This is a genomic window from Microbacterium sp. nov. GSS16 (genome assembly GCF_028198145.1).
Taxonomy (GTDB): domain Bacteria; phylum Actinomycetota; class Actinomycetes; order Actinomycetales; family Microbacteriaceae; genus Microbacterium.
Map to the genome: position 1 here is coordinate 2367272 of NZ_CP116338.1, position 18088 is coordinate 2385359.

General features: G+C 68.9%; 15 protein-coding genes. 4 read left to right on the forward strand and 11 right to left on the reverse strand.

Annotation, left to right across the window (positions count from 1 at the left end; all coding sequences use genetic code 11):
* Window positions 1-67 precede the first annotated feature (67 nt).
* Both mnmA and PGB26_RS11295 read right to left on the reverse strand, forming a co-directional pair.
* The gene (gene mnmA, locus PGB26_RS11290; RefSeq protein WP_271637701.1) at window positions 68-1165 is read right to left on the reverse strand and encodes a tRNA 2-thiouridine(34) synthase MnmA; all 1098 of its coding nucleotides are present in this window, start codon (window positions 1163-1165) and stop codon (window positions 68-70) included.
* A gap of 38 nt (window positions 1166-1203) precedes the next feature.
* Window positions 1204-2358, reverse strand: coding sequence for a cysteine desulfurase family protein (locus PGB26_RS11295; protein WP_271637702.1), 1155 nt, complete (start codon window positions 2356-2358; stop codon window positions 1204-1206).
* 99 nt (window positions 2359-2457) lie between these two features.
* On the opposite strand from PGB26_RS11295, the gene glgX reads away from it, so the two are divergent.
* The 3 genes from glgX to glgB are packed head-to-tail and all read left to right on the forward strand — an operon-like array spanning window position 2458 to window position 8847.
* On the forward strand, window positions 2458-4527 hold the full coding sequence (gene glgX / locus PGB26_RS11300; RefSeq protein ID WP_271637704.1) for a glycogen debranching protein GlgX: 2070 nt from the start codon (window positions 2458-2460) through the stop codon (window positions 4525-4527).
* A 31-nt stretch (window positions 4528-4558) separates the two neighbouring features.
* Window positions 4559-6643, forward strand: a complete 2085-nt coding sequence (locus tag PGB26_RS11305) for an alpha-1,4-glucan--maltose-1-phosphate maltosyltransferase (protein ID WP_271637706.1) — start codon at window positions 4559-4561, stop codon at window positions 6641-6643.
* Window positions 6640-8847 carry a 1,4-alpha-glucan branching protein GlgB gene (glgB, locus tag PGB26_RS11310; protein ID WP_271637707.1) on the forward strand — a complete coding sequence of 736 codons (2208 nt, stop codon included), beginning with the start codon at window positions 6640-6642 and terminating at the stop codon, window positions 8845-8847. The genes PGB26_RS11305 and glgB overlap by 4 nt, the downstream gene beginning before the upstream one ends.
* Before the next feature lie 57 nt (window positions 8848-8904).
* On the opposite strand, the gene PGB26_RS11315 is transcribed toward glgB, so the two are convergent.
* Window positions 8905-9852, reverse strand: coding sequence for a tetratricopeptide repeat protein (locus PGB26_RS11315; protein ID WP_271637709.1), 948 nt, complete (start codon window positions 9850-9852; stop codon window positions 8905-8907).
* Window positions 9849-11732: a glycosyl transferase gene (locus tag PGB26_RS11320; protein ID WP_271637710.1), complete on the reverse strand. Its 1884-nt coding sequence runs from the start codon at window positions 11730-11732 to the stop codon at window positions 9849-9851. The genes PGB26_RS11315 and PGB26_RS11320 overlap by 4 nt, the downstream gene beginning before the upstream one ends.
* 181 nt (window positions 11733-11913) lie before the next feature.
* On the opposite strand from PGB26_RS11320, the gene PGB26_RS11325 reads away from it, so the two are divergent.
* Complete coding sequence (locus tag PGB26_RS11325) at window positions 11914-12993, forward strand: AI-2E family transporter (RefSeq protein WP_271637711.1); 1080 nt, start codon at window positions 11914-11916, stop codon at window positions 12991-12993.
* A 15-nt stretch (window positions 12994-13008) separates the two neighbouring features.
* Here PGB26_RS11325 and PGB26_RS11330 read toward each other — a convergent pair whose 3' ends face one another.
* The 7 genes from PGB26_RS11330 to tsf form a co-directional block, all read right to left on the reverse strand.
* Window positions 13009-13296: a hypothetical protein gene (locus tag PGB26_RS11330; RefSeq protein WP_271637712.1), complete on the reverse strand. Its 288-nt coding sequence runs from the start codon at window positions 13294-13296 to the stop codon at window positions 13009-13011.
* Between the two features lie 9 nt (window positions 13297-13305).
* Window positions 13306-13974, reverse strand: coding sequence for a transglycosylase SLT domain-containing protein (locus PGB26_RS11335; protein ID WP_271637713.1), 669 nt, complete (start codon window positions 13972-13974; stop codon window positions 13306-13308).
* Between the two features lie 60 nt (window positions 13975-14034).
* Window positions 14035-14622, reverse strand: a complete 588-nt coding sequence (locus PGB26_RS11340) for a DivIVA domain-containing protein (RefSeq protein WP_271637714.1) — start codon at window positions 14620-14622, stop codon at window positions 14035-14037.
* On the reverse strand, window positions 14622-15644 hold the full coding sequence (locus PGB26_RS11345) for a phosphatidate cytidylyltransferase (RefSeq protein WP_271637716.1): 1023 nt from the start codon (window positions 15642-15644) through the stop codon (window positions 14622-14624). Before PGB26_RS11345 ends, PGB26_RS11340 begins: the two co-directional genes overlap by 1 nt.
* A gap of 138 nt (window positions 15645-15782) precedes the next feature.
* Window positions 15783-16337 (reverse strand): ribosome recycling factor, encoded by a 555-nt coding sequence (gene frr, locus PGB26_RS11350; protein ID WP_271637717.1) that lies wholly within the window; start codon window positions 16335-16337, stop codon window positions 15783-15785.
* 74 nt (window positions 16338-16411) lie between these two features.
* Window positions 16412-17128 (reverse strand): UMP kinase, encoded by a 717-nt coding sequence (pyrH, locus tag PGB26_RS11355; protein ID WP_271637718.1) that lies wholly within the window; start codon window positions 17126-17128, stop codon window positions 16412-16414.
* Window positions 17129-17218: 90 nt separating this feature from the next.
* Complete coding sequence (tsf, locus tag PGB26_RS11360) at window positions 17219-18046, reverse strand: translation elongation factor Ts (RefSeq protein WP_271637719.1); 828 nt, start codon at window positions 18044-18046, stop codon at window positions 17219-17221.
* Window positions 18047-18088: the final 42 nt, after the last annotated feature.

The window sequence follows — 18088 nt, forward strand, 5'->3', positions numbered from 1 at the left end:
TCTATGAGCGAGCACCGACAGACCGCGGGGCTTGACGCCGGACCCGTCGTGCGTCAGAGCCGTGCGCTCAGGCGCCGACGGGTACGGCGGAGACCGTCGTGTCGATGGTGAACTGCCCGAGCACGCGCGTGCCGACATAGATGACCGCGCTCTGGCCCGGCGCCACCCCGTCGAGCGGCACCTCGGGCACGACGCGCACACCGCCGTCGGTGACGTGCACGCGAGCGGGAACGGGCTCGGCGTGCGCTCGGATCTGCACCTCGCAGGCGAAGTCGGCCGACTCGGGTGCAGCACCCGCCCACGAGAAGCGCTCCCCTGCGATCTCGGCGATCGCGAGGGCCTCCTTCGGACCGACGACCACCGTGTTCGACACCGGCCGCACCTCGAGCACGAAGCGCGGCTTGCCGTCGGGAGCCGGCACACCGAGGCGCAGTCCCCGTCGCTGGCCGACGGTGAAGGCGTGGGCGCCGTCGTGACTGCCCACCACCTCACCGCTGCGGTCGACGATCTCGCCGGCCGCGGTGCCGACCTTCTCCGCCAGCCAGCCGCGCGTGTCGCCGTCGGGGATGAAGCAGATGTCGTGGCTGTCGGGCTTCTGCGCGACGGTGATCCCACGGGCCGCGGCCTCCGCTCGCACGAGCGCCTTCGACGGTGTGTCGCCGAGGGGGAAGTAGGTGTGCGCGAGCTGCTCGGCGTTCAGCACGCCGAGCACGTATGACTGGTCCTTCGCGGAATCCGACGCGCGATGCAGCTCCAGTCCTGCGGACCCGTCGACGAGCGTCGCGTAGTGACCGGTGCAGACCGCATCGAAGCCGAGCTCGATCGCCCGCTCCAGCAGGGCGGCGAACTTGATCTTCTCGTTGCAGCGCAGGCAGGGGTTGGGAGTGCGACCTGCCTTGTATTCGGAGATGAAGTCGTCGATGACGTCGTCGCGGAAGCGCTCCGAGAAGTCCCACACGTAGAACGGGATTCCGAGCAGGTCGGCCACGCGCCGGGCATCCAGCGCGTCCTCGACTGTGCAGCAGCCGCGGCTGCCCGTTCGCAGCGTGCCGCCGGCGCGGGACAGCGCCAGGTGCACGCCGACGACCTCGTGGCCCGCGTCGACGGCGCGAGCCGCCGCCACGGCCGAATCGACACCGCCGCTCATCGCCGCAAGAACTCGCATGGTCTCCAGTCTACGAGTGCTCGCCTGGGCGGCTCCCGTCAGCGTGAGGCTCGCGCGACGGCATCCGGGATCGTGGCGAGCACCGCCTCGACATCCGCCGCAGTGGACGTCGAGCCCAGTGTGAACCGCAGCACGCTTCGCGCGTCCTGCTCGCTGCGACCCATCGCCATCACCACGTGCGAGGGCTCGGCGACGCCGGCCTGGCATGCCGAGCCGGTGGATGCCGAGATGCCGGCCATGTCGAGCAGGAACAGCAGGCTCTCCCCCACCGTCCCCGGGAACAGCAGATGCGCGTTGCCCGGCAGCCGATTCGCCGGATCGCCCAGCAGCGCCGCCGTTGGCACCGCGGCCAGGACGCCCGCGACGAGGCGGTCGCGCATAGCCGCGAGCCGGGCGCTCTCGCGCGTCCGCTCGGCTTCGGCCTCCTCCAGCGCGGCGGCGAGGGCTGTCGCCCCCGGGACGTCCTGCGTGCCGGCACGCAGACCGCGCTGCTGCGATCCGCCGTGCAGCAGCGGAGCGATCCGCGCGCCGCGCGAGACGACCAGCAGGCCGGTTCCGACGGGCGCGCCGATCTTGTGCCCGGCGATGCTCATCGCCACCAGACCGGCATCGACCGGGGCGTCGCCCCTCAACCCGCGGAACACGACCGGCAGGTGACCGAAGGCGGAGACGGCATCGAGGTGCAGCGGAACGCCCGCCGTCCCCGCCGACCGGCTCAGTGCGGCCGCGTCGTTGACGGTGCCGACCTCGTTGTTCGCGATGAGAGCGGTTGCAAGGGTCGCGCCGGCCAGGGCAGCGGTGAACGCCGACACGTCGATCCGGCCGAGCGCGTCCACGCGCACCGGGCGGACGTCGGCTCCCTGGCGCTGGAGAGCCGAGACGGTGTCGATGGTGGCGTGGTGCTCTGCGTCGGGCAGCACGATCGCTCCGGCGTCCGTGGATCGGGAGACCCACATGCCGTGCACGGCCGTGTTGATCGACTCGGTGCCGCCCGAGGTGAACACGACCTCTATCGGGTCGCAGCCGATGACGGCGGCGGCGCGCTCGCGCGAGTCCTCGAGCAGACGGCGGGCGGCCTGACCCGCGCCGTGCGTAGACGACGCGTTGCCGACGATCTCGGACGCGGCGATCCACGCGTCGCGCGCTGCGGCGCGCAGCGGCGTCGTCGCCGCGTGATCGAGATAGTGCCGCATCCTGCCATTCTCCCACCGCCGCCCTCTGCGGGACTGAGAGTCACTGCGCACGGGACGCAGATTCACCGTCGACGGACCGCCCCGTTTAGGCTGTTGCCCATGCCCGCTCTGCCCGCACTGCCGCTCGGCGGCGACGCTCTCGACCACCTCGGCGTGCGCCTGCACGACGGTGGCGGAACGCTGCGCGTCTGGTCCCGCAACGCGTCGTCCGTCGAGCTCGTCCTCTTCGACGAGCACGACCTCGACTGGGAGACCGCAACTCTGCCACTCGAGCGGCAGACAGCGGGCGTCTGGCAGGTGAGCACCGAGCTGCTGCGACCGGGCGCACGCTACGCCCTGCGCGTGGACGGGCCACTCGGTCCGGGTAACGTCTTCAACTCCGAGACTCTGCTGCTCGACCCGTACGCGCGCGGGCTCGCTCAGGGCGGCGGATACCAGGAGTGGCGATCCGTCGTCATCGCGGACGGCTTCGACTGGGGCGATGTGCGAAAGCCCGCCGTGCCGATGGACGAGACCGTCATCTACGAGGGTCACATCAAGGGCCTCACGAAACGTCACCCCGGCGTGCCCGCAGCGCTGCACGGCACGTACGCCGGTCTCGCGCACCCGGCGATGACGGAGTATCTGACGGGGCTGGGCGTGACGAGCGTCGAGCTGCTGCCGGTGCAGGCGTTCGTACCGGAGCCCCGGCTGCTCGAGCGGGGCCTCACCAACTACTGGGGCTACAACACACTGAACTTCTTCACCCCGCACACCGCGTACGCCACCGAAGCCGCGCGCCGCGCCGGTCCCGAGGCCGTGCTCGACGAGTTCAAGGGCATGGTCAAGCTGCTGCATCAGGCGGGCCTCGAGGTCATCCTCGACGTCGTCTACAACCACACCAGCGAAGAGGGCCTCGGCGGCCCGCGATCCAGCTTCCGCGGCATCGACAACGCGCTCTATTACCGCCAGCTCGAAGACGGCGCCTATGTCGACACCACCGGCTGCGGCAACACGCTCAACACGTCTGCCGACGCGCCCGCGCGTCTCGTGCTCGATTCGCTGCGCTACTGGGCGACCGAGATGCAGATCGACGGATTCCGCTTCGACCTCGCGACCTCGCTGGCCCGTGACAGCGGCCACGAGTACGACCCCGAACACCCGCTGCTGCGTGCCATCGGCGAGGACCCGGCGCTGGAGGATGTGAAGATCATCGCCGAACCATGGGACGTCGGGCTCGGCGGCTGGCAGACGGGCAACTTCCCCGCGGGATGGAGCGAATGGAACGACCGTTTCCGCGACCGTGCCCGCAACTTCTGGCTCAGCGACATCGACTATGCCCGACGGGCTTCGGCGCCGGTCGGCGTCGGCGGCTTCGCCAACCGCCTCGCCGGCTCGGCCAACACATACTCACCCGAGCGTGGCCCGCTGGCGAGCATCAACTTCATCACCGCGCACGACGGCTTCACTCTGCACGACCTGGTCAGCTACGACGTCAAGCACAACGAGGCCAACGGCGAGCAGAATCGCGACGGGGCCGACGTGAACCGGTCGTTCAACCACGGTGTCGAGGGCGAGACCGACATCCCTGCGATCCTGGCGGCGCGTCGAAGGGCCATGCGCAACCTGATGGGAACCCTGCTGCTCTCAGCCGGCATCCCGATGATCACCGCGGGCGATGAGTTCGGACGCACGCAGAAGGGCAACAACAACGCGTACTGCCACGACTCCCCGCTCACGTGGCTGAACTGGACTCACGAGCCGTGGCAGCAGGATCTGCTGGCGCACATCACGCGGCTCACGCGGCTGCGCGCCGAGAACCGCGCCCTGCGGCCGGCACGCTACGCCGTGCTCGGCGAGCACGTGCCCGAGGCATCGGAGATGGAATGGTTCGACCAGAACGGCGAGACGATGTCGGCCGAGCAGTGGAACGATCCTCGCCATCGCACCCTGCAGTACGTCGCCACGAGCGATCCACGCGACGGTGAGAGCAACCGCATCCTGCTGATCGTGCACGGCACCGAGGCGCCGATCGACGTCCGCCTGCCTGACGGGCTCGAAGACGCAGCCGGCTTCACCGCACTCTGGTCCAGCGCAGACGAGACGCCGCGCAGCGAGCAGCGCCGATACGCGCCTGGTGATGTGCTGCCGATACCCGGCACCTCGATGCTGCTCTTCCGCGTCGAGTGACGCCCACCATCAGGCACGGTACATTCGAGGTGTGGCAGCACCGACAGCACGTGACTCTGCGGGTCTGAGAAGCCCCGCCCAGATCCCTCTGCGCCCTGCCGCTGAGACGACGCATGCCCCCGGCCTCAGGGCCGGGCGGATCCCGCTCTTCTCGCCGACACCGCATGTGCCCCAGGGGTACCCGGCGAAGGCCTTCGTCGGCGAAGCCGTGCCGTTCGGTGTCGTGGCCTTCCGCGAAGGGCACGATCTCATCGGCGTGCATCTGCGCCTCTCCGCTCCGGACGGGCGTGAGACGCTGCACCGCCTCGACGCGCTCGACGACGGCACCGACCGCTGGCGCACGACCGCCGCGCTCGACCTCGCAGGCGACTGGCGCTACCGGTTCGAGGCGTTCTCAGATGACTTCGGCACCTGGGCGCACGCCGCCGACGTCAAGGCGCTCGCCGGCGTCGACGTGCCCGTGATGTGCGCGCTGGGCGTGCAGCTGCTCGCAGCTGCCGCCGCCGAAGGAGACCGGCCCTCCACCGAGGCGCGCATCCTGAAGGCCGCGGCGACGACGCTGCGCAGGGCTCAGAAGACAGCGGATGCCGAGGCGCTGCGCACCGTCGCCGTCGACGGCACCCTGCACGACGCCTTCGCCGCTCGCCCGCTCGCCGCGCTCGGATCGGTCACCGACTGGCTGCCCCTGCGCGTGGAGCGTCGACGGGCGGGTGTCGGCGCCTGGTACGAGTTCTTCCCCCGCTCGGAGGGTGCGGTGCGCCGCAAGGACGGCACCGTGAAGAGCGGCACGTTCCGCACCGCGGCGCGGCGGCTGCCGGGCGTGGCCGGGATGGGCTTCGACGTGGTGTACCTCGTGCCGATCCACCCGATCGGGGCGACCAACCGCAAGGGTCGCAACAACACGCTCACCACCGAGCCGGGCGATCCGGGATCGCCGTACGCGATCGGCTCCGCGGACGGCGGGCACGACGCCATCCACCCCGAACTCGGCACCGAGAAGGACCTGCGCTTCTTCATCCGCGCCGCGGCGAAGGAGGGCCTGGAAGTCGCCCTCGATCTCGCGCTGCAGGCGTCTCCCGATCACCCCTGGGTGGACGAGCATCCGGAGTGGTTCACGACCCTCCCCGACGGCACGATCGCCTACGCCGAGAACCCGCCGAAGAAGTATCAGGACATCTATCCGATCAACTTCGACAACGATCCGGCCGGCAGCTACGCCGAGATGCTGCGCGTCGTCATGCACTGGGTCGCGCTCGGGGTGAAGATCTTCCGCGTCGACAACCCGCACACCAAGCCGCTGCAGTTCTGGGAGTGGCTGATCGCCGAGGTCAACGCCGCAGACCCCGATGTGATCTTCCTCGCCGAGGCGTTCACCCGTCCCGCCGTGATGCGCGCGCTGGCCGCCGTCGGCTTCCAGCAGAGCTACTCGTACTTCACGTGGCGCAACACCAAGGCGGAGCTCGAGGAGTTCCTCACCTCGGTGTCGCAGGAGACGAGCGACTACATGCGCCCGAACCTCTTCGTGAACACGCACGACATCCTCACCGAGTACCTGCAGTACGGCGGACAGGCGGCCTACCGCATCCGGGCGTGCATCGCGGCGACCGCGGCTCCGATCTGGGGCGTGTACGCGGGGTACGAGCTGATCGAGAACGTGGCCAGGCCCGGGTCGGAAGAGAACATCGACAACGAGAAGTACGAGTACAAGTTCCGCGACTGGGAGGGTGCTGAGCAGCGTGGTGAGTCACTCGCGCCGCTGCTGCGGCGTCTGAACGAGATCCGTCGCGAGCATCCGGCTCTGGGGCAGCTGCGCAACTTCTCTGCGCACTGGAGCGACGACGACGCCGTGCTCGTCTACTCCAAGCACCTGGATGCCGCCTTCACCGGCACCGGGCACGCCGACACCATCATCGTCGTGGCGAACGTCGACCCGCACTCCGTGCGCGAGACGACCGTGCACCTCGACACCACGGTCTGGGGCATCGAACCCGGCGACGCGTTCGAGGTCGAGGATCTGCTCACCGGGGCAGTCTGGACCTGGACAGACCACAACTATGTGCGACTCGACGCCTTCGCCGAGCCCGTGCACATCCTGAAGGTGAAGGAGCGATCATGAGCTATCTCGAAGACGTCTCTGCGTCGGCGGAGTGGATCGCGGTGTCGCAATCCACCCATCACGATCCCCACGCCGTGCTCGGAGCGCATCCGCGCACCGATTCCGTGGGACGCACCACCACCGCGATCCGCGCACGCCGGCCGTTCGCCCGCGCTGTGCAGGCGGTCTTCGATGACGGGTCGCGACTCGACCTCGCACACGTCGCCCACGGGATCTGGGAGGGCACCCACAGCGGGCCTCCTGTGGCGTACCGCCTTGCGACGACCTACGAGGACGGCGAGGAGACGATCGCCGGCGACCCCTATCGTCACCTCAGCGCGGTCGGAGAACTCGACATCCACCTCATCGCCGAGGGGCGCCACGAGCGGCTGTGGGAGGTCCTGGGGTCGCACCCGCGGGCCCTGGACGGCGAGCAGGGCGTCGACTTCGCCGTGTGGGCTCCGAACGCCGGGGCGGTGCGTGTGGTGGGCGACTTCAACGGCTGGAACGGCGAAGGTCACGTGATGCGCTCGATGGGCGGCAGCGGCGTCTGGGAGCTCTTCATCCCCGATGTTCCCGTCGGCGCACGCTACAAGTACGAGATCCTCGGTGCCGACGGGCACTGGCGACTCAAGGCCGACCCGATGGCCCAGCAGGCGGAGCTGCCGCCCGCGACCGCGTCCGTCGTCACGTTGAGCGCCTACCGCTGGAACGACGAGTCGTGGCTGCGCCGCCGAGCCTCGGCGCATGCGGTCGCGCAGCCGATGTCGGTGTACGAGGTGCACCTCGGATCCTGGCGCGGCGGCCTCACCTATCGCGATGCGGCGGATCCGCTGATCGAGCACGTCCTCGCGACGGGTTTCACGCACGTGGAGTTCATGCCCCTCGCCGAGCATCCGTTCGGCGGGTCGTGGGGCTATCAGGTGAGCGGCTACTACGCGGCGACGAGCCGGTTCGGCACCCCCGACGATCTGCGTTATCTGATCGACCGCCTGCATCAGGCGGGCATCGGCGTGATCATGGACTGGGTGCCTGGCCACTTCCCCAAGGACGAGTTCGCTCTGGCGCGCTTCGACGGCACCGCGCTGTACGAGCACGCGGACCCGCGGCGCGGCGAGCATCAGGACTGGGGCACCCTGGTCTTCGACTACGGCCGCAGCGAGGTGCGCAACTTCCTCGTGGCCAACGCCCTGTTCTGGCTCAGCGAGTTCCACATCGACGGGCTGCGCGTCGACGCCGTCGCATCGATGCTCTATCTCGATTACTCGCGCAAGGCGGGCGAATGGGAGCCGAACATCCACGGCGGCCGGGAGAACCTCGAGGCCATCCACTTCCTGCAGGAGGTCAACGCCACCGCCTATCGGCTGCACAAGGGCATCGTCATGATCGCCGAGGAGTCGACCGCCTTCCCCGGCGTGACCGCCCCCACCGACCATGCCGGACTGGGCTTCGGTTTCAAGTGGAACATGGGCTGGATGAACGACTCGCTCGAGTACATGAAGCGCGACCCGCTGCATCGCTCGCACCACGAGGGCGAGATGACGTTCTCGTTCGTCTATGCCTTCGGCGAGAACTACATGCTGCCGATCAGCCATGACGAAGTCGTGCACGGCAAGGGAAGCCTGGTATCGCGCATGCCGGGCGACCACGCGCAGAAGCTCGCGAACCTGCGCGCCTACCTGGGTTTCATGTGGGGCCATCCCGGCAAGAAGCTGCTGTTCATGGGTCAGGAATTCGGTCAGATCGGCGAATGGTCGGTAGACCGCGAGCTGGACTGGTGGCTGCTCGACCAGCCGTCGCACGCTCAGCTGCAGCAGCTGGTGGGCTCGCTGAACGCCACGTACCGCGCGCACGCGCCGCTGTGGGAGCGCGACAACGACGGCTCGTCGTTCTCGCGTCTGGGCGCTCCCAGCTGGGACCCCAGCGTGATCGCCTTCGAGCGGAGGGATGCCCATGGCGGCCGCCTCGTCGTCATCTCCAACTTCGCGGGCGTGACGCGCACCGGATATCGCCTCGCGCTGCCGGTCGAGGGATCCTGGCAGGAGGTGCTGAACACGGATGCCGCTGTCTTCGGCGGGCACGACGCCGGCAACCTCGGCATGATCAGCGCGCACAGGGAGAGTGACGACGACCCTGCTGTCGCGACCGTCACGCTTCCCGCGCTGTCGACGCTGTGGTTCCGGTACCAGCCCGACCCGCACCTGCCGACACCCAGCCACTGGTGAACGAACGAGCGCCCGGCCCTGAGGGGCCGGGCGCTGTCGTTCCAGCGCTGCGCTGCGTCAGAAGAGCAGCGAGGTGAGCCTTGTGCGCGCGGCGGTCACGCGGGGATCGGTGGCGCCGATGAGCTCGAACAGCTCGACCAGCCGCTCGCGGATGCGGGTGCGGCCGTCGGAGTCGGCCGCGGTGAACAGGTCCAGCAGCCTGCCGAACGCGTCATCGACATGGCCGCCCGCGAGGTCGAGGTCGGCCACCCGGAACTGCGCGTCGACATCCGTGGGCGCGGCGGCCGCCGCAGCGCGAACCTGCTGCAGGTCCAGACCCTGCACCCGGTGCAGCAGCCGCACCTGACCGAGTCCTGCCTTCGCGTCTTCGTCACGGGGGTTCTCGGCCAGAGCCTTCTCGTACGCGCTGATCGCGCGGGCGTAGTCGCCGGCTTCGATGGCCTCGAAAGCCTCCGCGTGCAGCGGCGGCATGGGCGCCGGCTCATCGGCGTCGGCCACGGGAGCGTCGTCGTCGCCGTACGGCACCGATCCGGTGACGCCGTTCTGCGCGGCGACCTCCAGCAGACGCGCGAAGACCTCACGCACCTGCTCCTCGGGCACCGCACCGGTGAACATCGGAACGGGCTGTCCGCCGATGAGCGCGACGACCATCGGGATCGACTGGGCGCGGAACGCCTGGGCGACCTGCGGGTTGGCGTCGACGTCGACCTTGGCGAGCACGACGCGTCCGCGCTGCTCACGGGTCACCTTCTCGATGATCGGGCTGAGCTGTTTGCAGGGCCCGCACCACTCGGCCCAGAGATCGACGACCACCGGAACGGAGCGCGACAGCTCGAGGATCTCGCCGAACGACTGGTCCGTGACGTCGACGACGACGTCGGACGCGCCATCGCCGGGGGCGGCCGGGGCTGCCGCACCCGACGGCGCCTGGGCGGCGGCCGGGCGGTTGCGCAGAGAGGAAAGATCGACGGCGCCGCGCAGCGCGGCAGCGGAGATATCGGTCACTGGTTCACCTTCACACTGAGGAGGTCCTGATGGTAGGCGAGCAGACGGATCTGCTCCTTGGAGCCCTGCGCGGGCACGGAGAAGAAGAGCTGGATGCCGTAGGTCGTCGTGAAGCCCTTCGCCGACTCCTTCACACCCGTCAGCACGCTCGCCTCCTGATTCTCCCCGATCCTGATCACCGCGTCAGCCGACGTCGGCGTGATCGTCTCGATGTCGTCGACACGCACGGCGACTACCGCACCGCTGCCCAGCGTGGCGAGGGAGAGAGGAGTCTCTTCAGGCGCCGTCATGTCGAACGCGACCGCCGACGTGGTGTCGGCCTGCTTCTCTTTGAGGCCGGTGAGGATGGCGGTGCGGCTGTCGCGGATGCTCTGCGCGAGTTTCTCGGCAGTCGCGTCGAATCGGCCGGCGAACTCGTTCTTGTCGCCATTGTCGACGAAGTCGGAGAACGCCTCGGCCAGCTGCTCCGGGGCGAGCGCCAGGAACGGCGAGTCGGCCGGGATGCGGGTGGTGCCGAGCCAAGCCGGAGCGACGTCGGGGAACTCCGACGCGGCGGGCATGTCGGCCATCTCGGAGATGCGGTAGTTCGACCAGGGGTCGTCCTGCGTCATCGTCAGCAGCACTGGCGCCGCAGTGTCGTCCTTCTCCGAGACTGTCAGAGCGAGCACCGAGCGCGGCCAGCTGTCGGTCGCCTCCGGAAGCAGGATCTTGACCTTGTCCCGCGGTGCGGTCAGCGGCTCGGTGCGCTCGGCGATCTTGCCGCGGAGCGCGTATTCCGTGCGCCGGCCCTCCAGCACGGGGCCCGCCAGACGCGTCTCTGCACGGGCGATGTCGAGATCCGTGTCGGCCTGCTGCACGACCTCGGCGATCTCGGAGACGATGCGCTGACCCTGCTTCTTCGTCACGACCGGGGGCTTCTGGTCTTCGGGTGTCACGACCGTCGGCGTGGGGGTCGGCGTCGGGCTCTGAGCGCCGAACTCCGGCCAGGATTCCGCCGTGCAGCCGGTCGCGAGCACGGCGGTCAGGGTCAGCGCGGGCAGGCCCAGGGCCAGGCGCCGTCGCAGTGCGTTCCGCTGCGTGCGGCCGGAGGGCCGATCGTCCGCGGCGGACGCGCCTGCGGGCGCATCGGTTCTATCGGTCGCTGCGCCGTCGGGATCGGCTGCCGGCGCGTCACCGGGCTCGATCGCCTCGCGCCGCGGCGCGCCCTGCATCTCGATGGGCTGCGTCTCGGGCAGCGGTCCTGGGCCCTTGCGCAGCGGGCCGCGTCCGCGCCGCTGATGGCGGATCGCCAGGATGTAGAGCACGAGACCTGCGAGCAGAAGGACGCCGCCGGCGGTCATCAGCGGACCAGCCAGCGGTGTGCGGGTGTCGACACCCCAGCTGATGACGACGTCGTCGGGCGCGGGCTCGACGCCGTCGCGGGCGATGAGCACGCTGTGGCCAGGCGTCAGCTGCATCTCGGTGATGAGGTAGTCCTCGTCGACGAACGAGTCCAGCCACAGGTCGGATCCTGCCGGGTTGCGCCCCGAGGTCTCGCCGCCTTCGGTCGGTGTCTGCTGCGGCGCCACCGTCTCGCTGACCGGCTCGTCGCCCTTCCCCAGGGTGACGCTGGTGTAACTCGTGTCGGACAGCCACGCCTCGGCGTCGGCGGTGCGTGCGTACGCGACGAAGATCTCGCCATCGTCGCGCACGAGCAGGGTCTGCAGACCCGGGTGCGCACTGAGCACCTCGGCATCGACGAGCAGATAGGGCTGCGGCTCGTCGGCCGAGAGCGCCATCGTCTGCTCTGTGGGTCCCATGAAGATGGTGCGCTGGGCGATCCCGGCTCCGATGAGAACCGTGGCCAGCACGAAGGCCACGACGGCCCATACGAAACGCACGAATCAACTCCTTACGTGACCGGGCATTCGCCGCCGGTCCGCTCGACGTTTCAGACTAGCGAAACCACCTGGGCGTTGCCCACGAAGCGCGGCGTGCGACGGGGCCGCGCGTGCTGCGGCCCGTCGCGGGGGCGCCGAACCGAGCAGCAACTAGGATCATCGCAGGTCGATCAGGAGAGCCATGAAGATTCACAGTCCCTTTCGCACCGCGCTGGTGGCGACGCTCGGCGTGGGGCTGGGGCTTCTGCTGCTCACCGGCGTGCAGACCCTGTCGACGGTCATCCTCTACATCGGCACCGCCCTCTTCCTGAGTCTCGGACTCGACCCGCTCGTCACCTTCCTCGAGCGCCGCGGACTGCCCCGCTGGGCCGCCGTGCTGCTCACCATCCTCGCCGTGCTGGGCGTCTTCGCCGCGGTCGTGCTGATCGTGCTGCCGGTCGTGACCGATCAGATCACGCAGCTGGTGACACGCATCACCCCGCTTTTCGTGAACGGCGAGCAGACCGTGAGCGACATCAAGGCCTGGCTGGCGGACGCGTTCCCCGATCTCGAGGTGAACCTGGTCTTCGACTACATCGACAGCTGGATCACGTCGGAGGAGTGGACCAAGAACGTGACCCAGTGGAGCACCACGATCGGCGAAGGCGTGTGGGTCGTCGGCGGCGCCGTGCTGGCCGGGGCGTTCGGTGCGTTCATCGTGCTGATCCTCACGATCTACATGACCGCCTCGACACCGTCGCTCAAGCGCGCCGTCTATCAGCTCGTGCCGGCTTCCAGGCGCGAGCGCTTCATCGACATCGCCGACCAGATCACCGATTCGGTCGGCCACTACGTCATGGGCCAGGTCACGCTCGGCGTGATCAACGGCATCCTGAGCATGGTCTTCCTGTCGATCATCGACGCGCCGTTCACCGCGGTTCTCGCCGTGGTCGCCTTCTTCTTCTCGCTCATCCCGCTGGTCGGGACGCTGACCGGCTCGACGATCATCGTGCTCGCCTGCCTGCTGCCCGGGGTCGGATCGCCCGGGACGGCTCTGGCCGCCGCGATCTACTACCTGATCTACATGCAGGTCGAGGCCTATTTCATCGCACCCCGCATCATGAGCCGCGCGGTGTCGGTTCCCGGAGCCGTGGTCGTCATCGCGGCGCTGTCCGGCGGCGCGCTGCTCGGGCTCCTCGGTGCGCTGATCGCCATCCCCGTCGCCGCGAGCGTGCTGATCATCTACCGGCAGGTGCTGATCCCCCGCATGAACGAGCGCTGAGCGGGGCCGGCGCATTCAGGCGATGCGCCAGCAGTGCGAATGCCAGTGGCGCCGGGCGGCGAGATCCGCGCTCTCGCCCATCACGCCGTCCGCGCGCCAGACGACGACGTGCGCCGTCCCTGGCGCGACCATACCCGCGCAGCCGGGGCACCGGTACTCCTTGACAGCCTTCACCGCTGAGATCGGCTGGACGACCCAGTCCCGACCCCGTCTGGTCTCGGTGCGCTTCCACCCGGCCAGGAGCCGGTCGAAAGACTCATCGGACGCGGAGCGCTCAGGTCTGCGTCGACGGGAGCGTGGCATGCCGCCTGCTCACCACCAGTGGTTGCGGGTCCAGAAGTTGTACGCGCCGGCCCAGCTTCCGTAGCGCCCCACGGCGTAGCCGTTGCCCCAGCGGAGGTTGTCCACCGGGTCGTATCCATTGCCGGGGACCTTGCTGCAGGGAAGCGCCTGGACGAGTCCGCACGCGCCCGACGACTTGTTCGTCGCGTTCGGATTCCAGCCGCTCTCCTTGGAGACGATGTAGTCGACATACGGCCAGTCGCTGCCGGCGATGCCGGCGGCCGCCATCCACTCCTCCTTCGAGCCGCCACCTGTATAGCGCGGCGGCTGGGCAGGTGCGCTGCTCTTCGGAGCGGCTGCCGCCTTCGCGACCGGCGCAGGTGCGGGCGGCGGGGTCGGCTTCGGCTTGACGTAGACCTCGAAGCCGTTGCGGGCCACGGGAGCGATGTCTGCGCCCTCGACCGAGACCGTGATGCTCTGCGTGTCGGCGGCCGCCAGCGAGAACGCCGTCACGGGCGTCTCGGTCGGCTCGGGATCGGCGACGGCGACACCGCTCGGCGCCATCATGGCCGCCGAGATGCCGACGACGGCGAGACCGGCCAGCACAGCGCTGACGCGATGACGCGTCTTGTTCTTCTTCATCGCACGCGATGCGTTCGGGCGCGGCGCGTTCGAGATCAATTCGTTATCGGGAGTCACGATGGCCATCAGTCTACGCACACCTCGGCTCCACATCCATGAGAACTCACCGAGAACACCTCATCGCACGGAGAGGATGACTTCCACCGTCGCGTCGAGGAGGGCATCCACCTGCTCCTCCCGATAGCCGCCGCGCTGCATTCGGAAGGCGGCGCCGCGGACCTGCTCGACGTCGAGCGGCTCACCGTCGCGCAGGAATGCCGCGATGCGGTCGCCGACGTGGTCCACCTCGTCCACCCGGTAGCCGAAGGTGAGGATGGTCGTGCGCGCGAACCGCTTCCTGCGCGGCCTGCTGAGGTGATCGAGCACCCGCTGGGCGTCCTCGCGAGCCTGGGCGACCCAGGCGTCGACGCCGACGCTGCTGATCGCCCGCTCGCGGGCGCGCTGCGCGAACGCATCCTCCACCCGCGCGAGCGCGGCATCGACATCGGCGATCACATAGCCTCCCCTGACGAGAGGGAAGGATGCGGCCCGCACGTCGTCGGCGCCGAAGTCGGCGCGCGACTCCTCGAACGCCGCGCGGGCGGAGTCGAGGAAGCTGTCGACCGCCGCTCGATGGTATCCGCGATGGCGTCCCGTGGTGAGCGGGAATGCGGGCGGCGTCTCGTCACGCGACGACACGAGCGTCTCGAGGTCGGAATCAGTCATCAGGATCCGATCAGAGGGGTGAGCAGGTAGTACAGCGCGAGAGCGGGAACGGTCGACGGAAGGATGCTGTCGAGACGGTCGAGCAGACCGCCGTGCCCCGGCAGCCACGAGCTCATGTCCTTGATGCCGAGGTCGCGCTTGAGCATCGATTCGCCCAGGTCCCCGAGCGTGGCGCAGATGAGGATCGCGGCGCCGAAGATCAGACCGCACCACCACGGGAGCTGAAGCAGGAAGATCGCGAGCAGCACGCCCACGGCGAGCGACCCGACGACCGCACCGCCGAAACCCTCCCAGGTCTTCTTCGGACTGATTCGCGGAGCCATGGGGTGCCTGCCGAGCGCGAGACCCGCGGCGTAGGCGCACGTGTCGGCGGCGACCGCGACGGCGATGAAGCCGAGCACCCACCACTCCCCGCTCTCCCGGCTCAGCAGCATGAGGGCCACCGAGGTCAGGAAGGGCACGTAGACCTGCACGAAGGCGCCGACGACGACGTCTGCGAGCACGGCGCCGTACGTTCGGCCGTCTGCCGCGATCATCTGCCCGATCATCCGCCAGACGCTGACGAACGCGACCGCAGCGATGAGCACAACCCAGCTCAGCCACAGCGCGGCGAACGGTCCGGTCAGCAGCACGGCCGCGCCCGCGATGAGCTGCGGGGCGATGTCGACGCGACGGCCTCCTGCTCGAAGCGCACGGGAGAGCTCGTAGGTGCCGAGCAGTCCGGCCGCGATCGCGATCGGCAGGAACAGCCATTTGATGAACAGCAGCGAGGCGATCAGCACGGCGCCGAATGCGACGCCGATCAGGATGGCCACGATCAGATCGCGTCCGGTGCGCTGCTTGATCCGCTCGTTGGCCTGATCGAACTGCTCACGAGCCTGCGTGACGTGCGACTCGAACTCATCGCGTCTGGCACGCCACTGCTCGCGCAGGGCGTGGGACTCCGCGCCCTCCCCGACCGGCAGGGGAGGACGAGGAGGGATGCGCCCGGTGTCGAACGCCGGGAACGCCGCATCCGACAAGGGCCGCCCCGGATCGGACGCACCGCCGCTTCGATCGCCGGAGGCCGGGCGCGGCGAAGCCTCGCCGTCAGAGGGCCCCTGCCGGGCTTCTCGACGGGTCAGCGGCTGTTCGCCGGGATCGCTGTCGCCTGACATGCCTCAGACCTCGAGCAGCTCTGCCTCTTTGCGCTTGAGCGCGTCATCGATGGCGTCGACGTACTGGCGGGTTAGCGCGTCGAGGTCCTTCTCCCCGCGAGCGATCTCATCCTCGCCGACCTCGTTCTTCAGAGCGTCGAGCTGATCCTTGGCCTTGCGACGGATGCCGCGCACCTGCACCTTGGCATCCTCGCCCTTCGAGCGCACGAGCTTGACGTACTCCTTGCGCCGTTCCTCGGTCAGCTCGGGCATCGTCACGCGGACGATGTTGCCGTCGTTCGTAGGGTTGGCGCCGAGGTTGGGCATGTCGCGAATGGCCTGCTCGATCGCCTTCAGCGCGCTCTTGTCGTACGGGGTGACGATCAGAGTGCGCGCCTCCGGATTCGCCATCGACGCCAGCTGCGCGATCGGCGTCGGCGAGCCGTAGTAGTCGACCATCAGCTTCTGGAAGAGCTGGGGGTTCGCGCGCCCGGTGCGGACGGTGGCGAAGTCCTCCTTGGCGGCGTCGACCGCGCGGGTCATGCGTGCGGTGGTATCTGCGAGGACGTCCGCGATCACGGGTGCTCCTTAGGTCGTGGTTTTCGAACGATTCTATCCGGCGATGTGCCGCAGAACCCTGAGTGACGAGGCGGTCAGGGCGTGACGAGCGTGCCGATCGGCTCGCCGAGCAGCGCCTTCGTGACGTTGCCTGCCGGCTCCATCCCGAACACGCGCATATCCATGTTGTTGTCCATGCAGAGGCTGAACGCGGTCGAGTCGACGACCTTGAGACCGCGCTGCAGAGCATCGCGATAGGTGACGCGCTCGATGCGCTCGGCGCTGGCATCCTTGTTCGGATCGGCAGTGTAGATGGCGTCGACGCCGTTCTTCGCGACCAGCACCTCATCCGCGCCGATCTCGAGGGCGCGCTGGGCGGCGACGGTGTCGGTGGAGAAGTACGGCAGGCCCGCGCCGGCGCCGAAGATGATCACACGCCCCTTCTCCATGTGACGCTCTGCACGCAGCGGGATGTAGGGTTCGGCGACCTGCGTCATCGAGATGGCCGACTGCACGCGGGTTGCGGCCCCGGCCTGCTCGAGGAAGTCCTGCAGCGCCAGGGCGTTCATGACGGTGCCGAGCATGCCCATGTAGTCGGCACGGCCGCGGTCCATGCCACGCTGGCTGAGCTCGGCACCCCGGAAGAAGTTGCCGCCGCCGACGACGATGGCGATCTCGACACGATCCACGGCTGCCGCGATGTCGCGCGCGATCTGACTGACGATGTCGGGGTTGACGCCGAGCTGGCCTCCGCCGAACGCTTCGCCGGAGAGCTTCAGGAGGACGCGCCGGCGTCCGGTGCCTTCGGTCATGGATGGGTTCCTCTCGTCCCGATTCAAGATAGTGCCTTCTGGGCATGAAGAAGGGGGTTCGGATCTCGGATCCGAACCCCCTGGGAACTGTTACGCGCCGACCTTGAAGCGCGCGAAGTCGGTCACGGTGATGCCGGCATCCTTCGCGACCTGGGCCACGGACAGCTTGTTGTCCTTCGCGTAGTCCTGCTCGAGAAGCGCGACCTGCTTGAAGTACGCGGTGACGCGACCCTCGACGATCTTCGGCAGCGCGGCCTCGGGCTTGCCCTCGTTGCGGGAGATCTCGGTGACGATCTCGCGCTCCTTCTCGACCTCGGCGGCCGGGACGTCCTCACGGGAGAGGTACGAGGGGTTCGCGAACGAGATGTGCTGCGCGATGCTGCGAGCGGTCTCGGCGTCGGAGCCGCTGTAGGCGACGACGACACCGATCTGCGGGGGCAGGTCCTTGCTGGTGCGGTGCAGGTAGACCGAGACGGCGTCACCGGTGACGGTGCGCACGCGACGCAGTTCGACCTTCTCGCCGATGATGGCGGCCTCGTCCGAGATCAGCTGCTCGACGGTCTGCTCGCCGGCCGGAGCGGCGAGGGCTGCCTCGACCGAATCGGCGGCGACGGCCGCGACGGCGTCGGCGACCTTCTCGGCGAGCGTGATGAACCGCTCGTTCTTCGCGACGAAGTCGGTCTCGCAGGCGAGCTCGATCAGCGTCACAGCGCCGTCGGCCTCGCGAGCGACGACGAGGCCCTCGCTCGTGGAGCGGTCGGCGCGCTTCGCGTTGCCCTTCGCGCCCTTGAGGCGAAGGATCTCGGTCGCCTTCTCGACGTCTCCGTCAGCCTCCTCGAGCGCCTTCTTGGTGTCGACCATTCCGGTGCCGAGCTGCTCGCGCAGCGCCTTGATGTCGGCGATGGTGAAGTTGGCCATGTGTGGTGGCTCCTTGCTTCGTATCTGAACGTGTGGGGGTGA

What these genes read in the sequence shown, in the direction of transcription:
- mnmA (WP_271637701.1), bottom strand. Translation starts at nt 1,165, where the DNA reads ATGCGAGTTCTTGCGGCGATGAGCGGCGGTGTCGATTCGGCCGTGGCG.
- PGB26_RS11295 (WP_271637702.1), bottom strand. Translation starts at nt 2,358, where the DNA reads ATGCGGCACTATCTCGATCACGCGGCGACGACGCCGCTGCGCGCCGCA.
- glgX (WP_271637704.1), top strand. Translation starts at nt 2,458, where the DNA reads ATGCCCGCTCTGCCCGCACTGCCGCTCGGCGGCGACGCTCTCGACCAC.
- glgB (WP_271637707.1), top strand. Translation starts at nt 6,640, where the DNA reads ATGAGCTATCTCGAAGACGTCTCTGCGTCGGCGGAGTGGATCGCGGTG.
- PGB26_RS11325 (WP_271637711.1), top strand. Translation starts at nt 11,914, where the DNA reads ATGAAGATTCACAGTCCCTTTCGCACCGCGCTGGTGGCGACGCTCGGC.
- PGB26_RS11330 (WP_271637712.1), bottom strand. Translation starts at nt 13,296, where the DNA reads ATGCCACGCTCCCGTCGACGCAGACCTGAGCGCTCCGCGTCCGATGAG.
- PGB26_RS11340 (WP_271637714.1), bottom strand. Translation starts at nt 14,622, where the DNA reads ATGACTGATTCCGACCTCGAGACGCTCGTGTCGTCGCGTGACGAGACG.
- pyrH (WP_271637718.1), bottom strand. Translation starts at nt 17,128, where the DNA reads ATGACCGAAGGCACCGGACGCCGGCGCGTCCTCCTGAAGCTCTCCGGC.
- tsf (WP_271637719.1), bottom strand. Translation starts at nt 18,046, where the DNA reads ATGGCCAACTTCACCATCGCCGACATCAAGGCGCTGCGCGAGCAGCTC.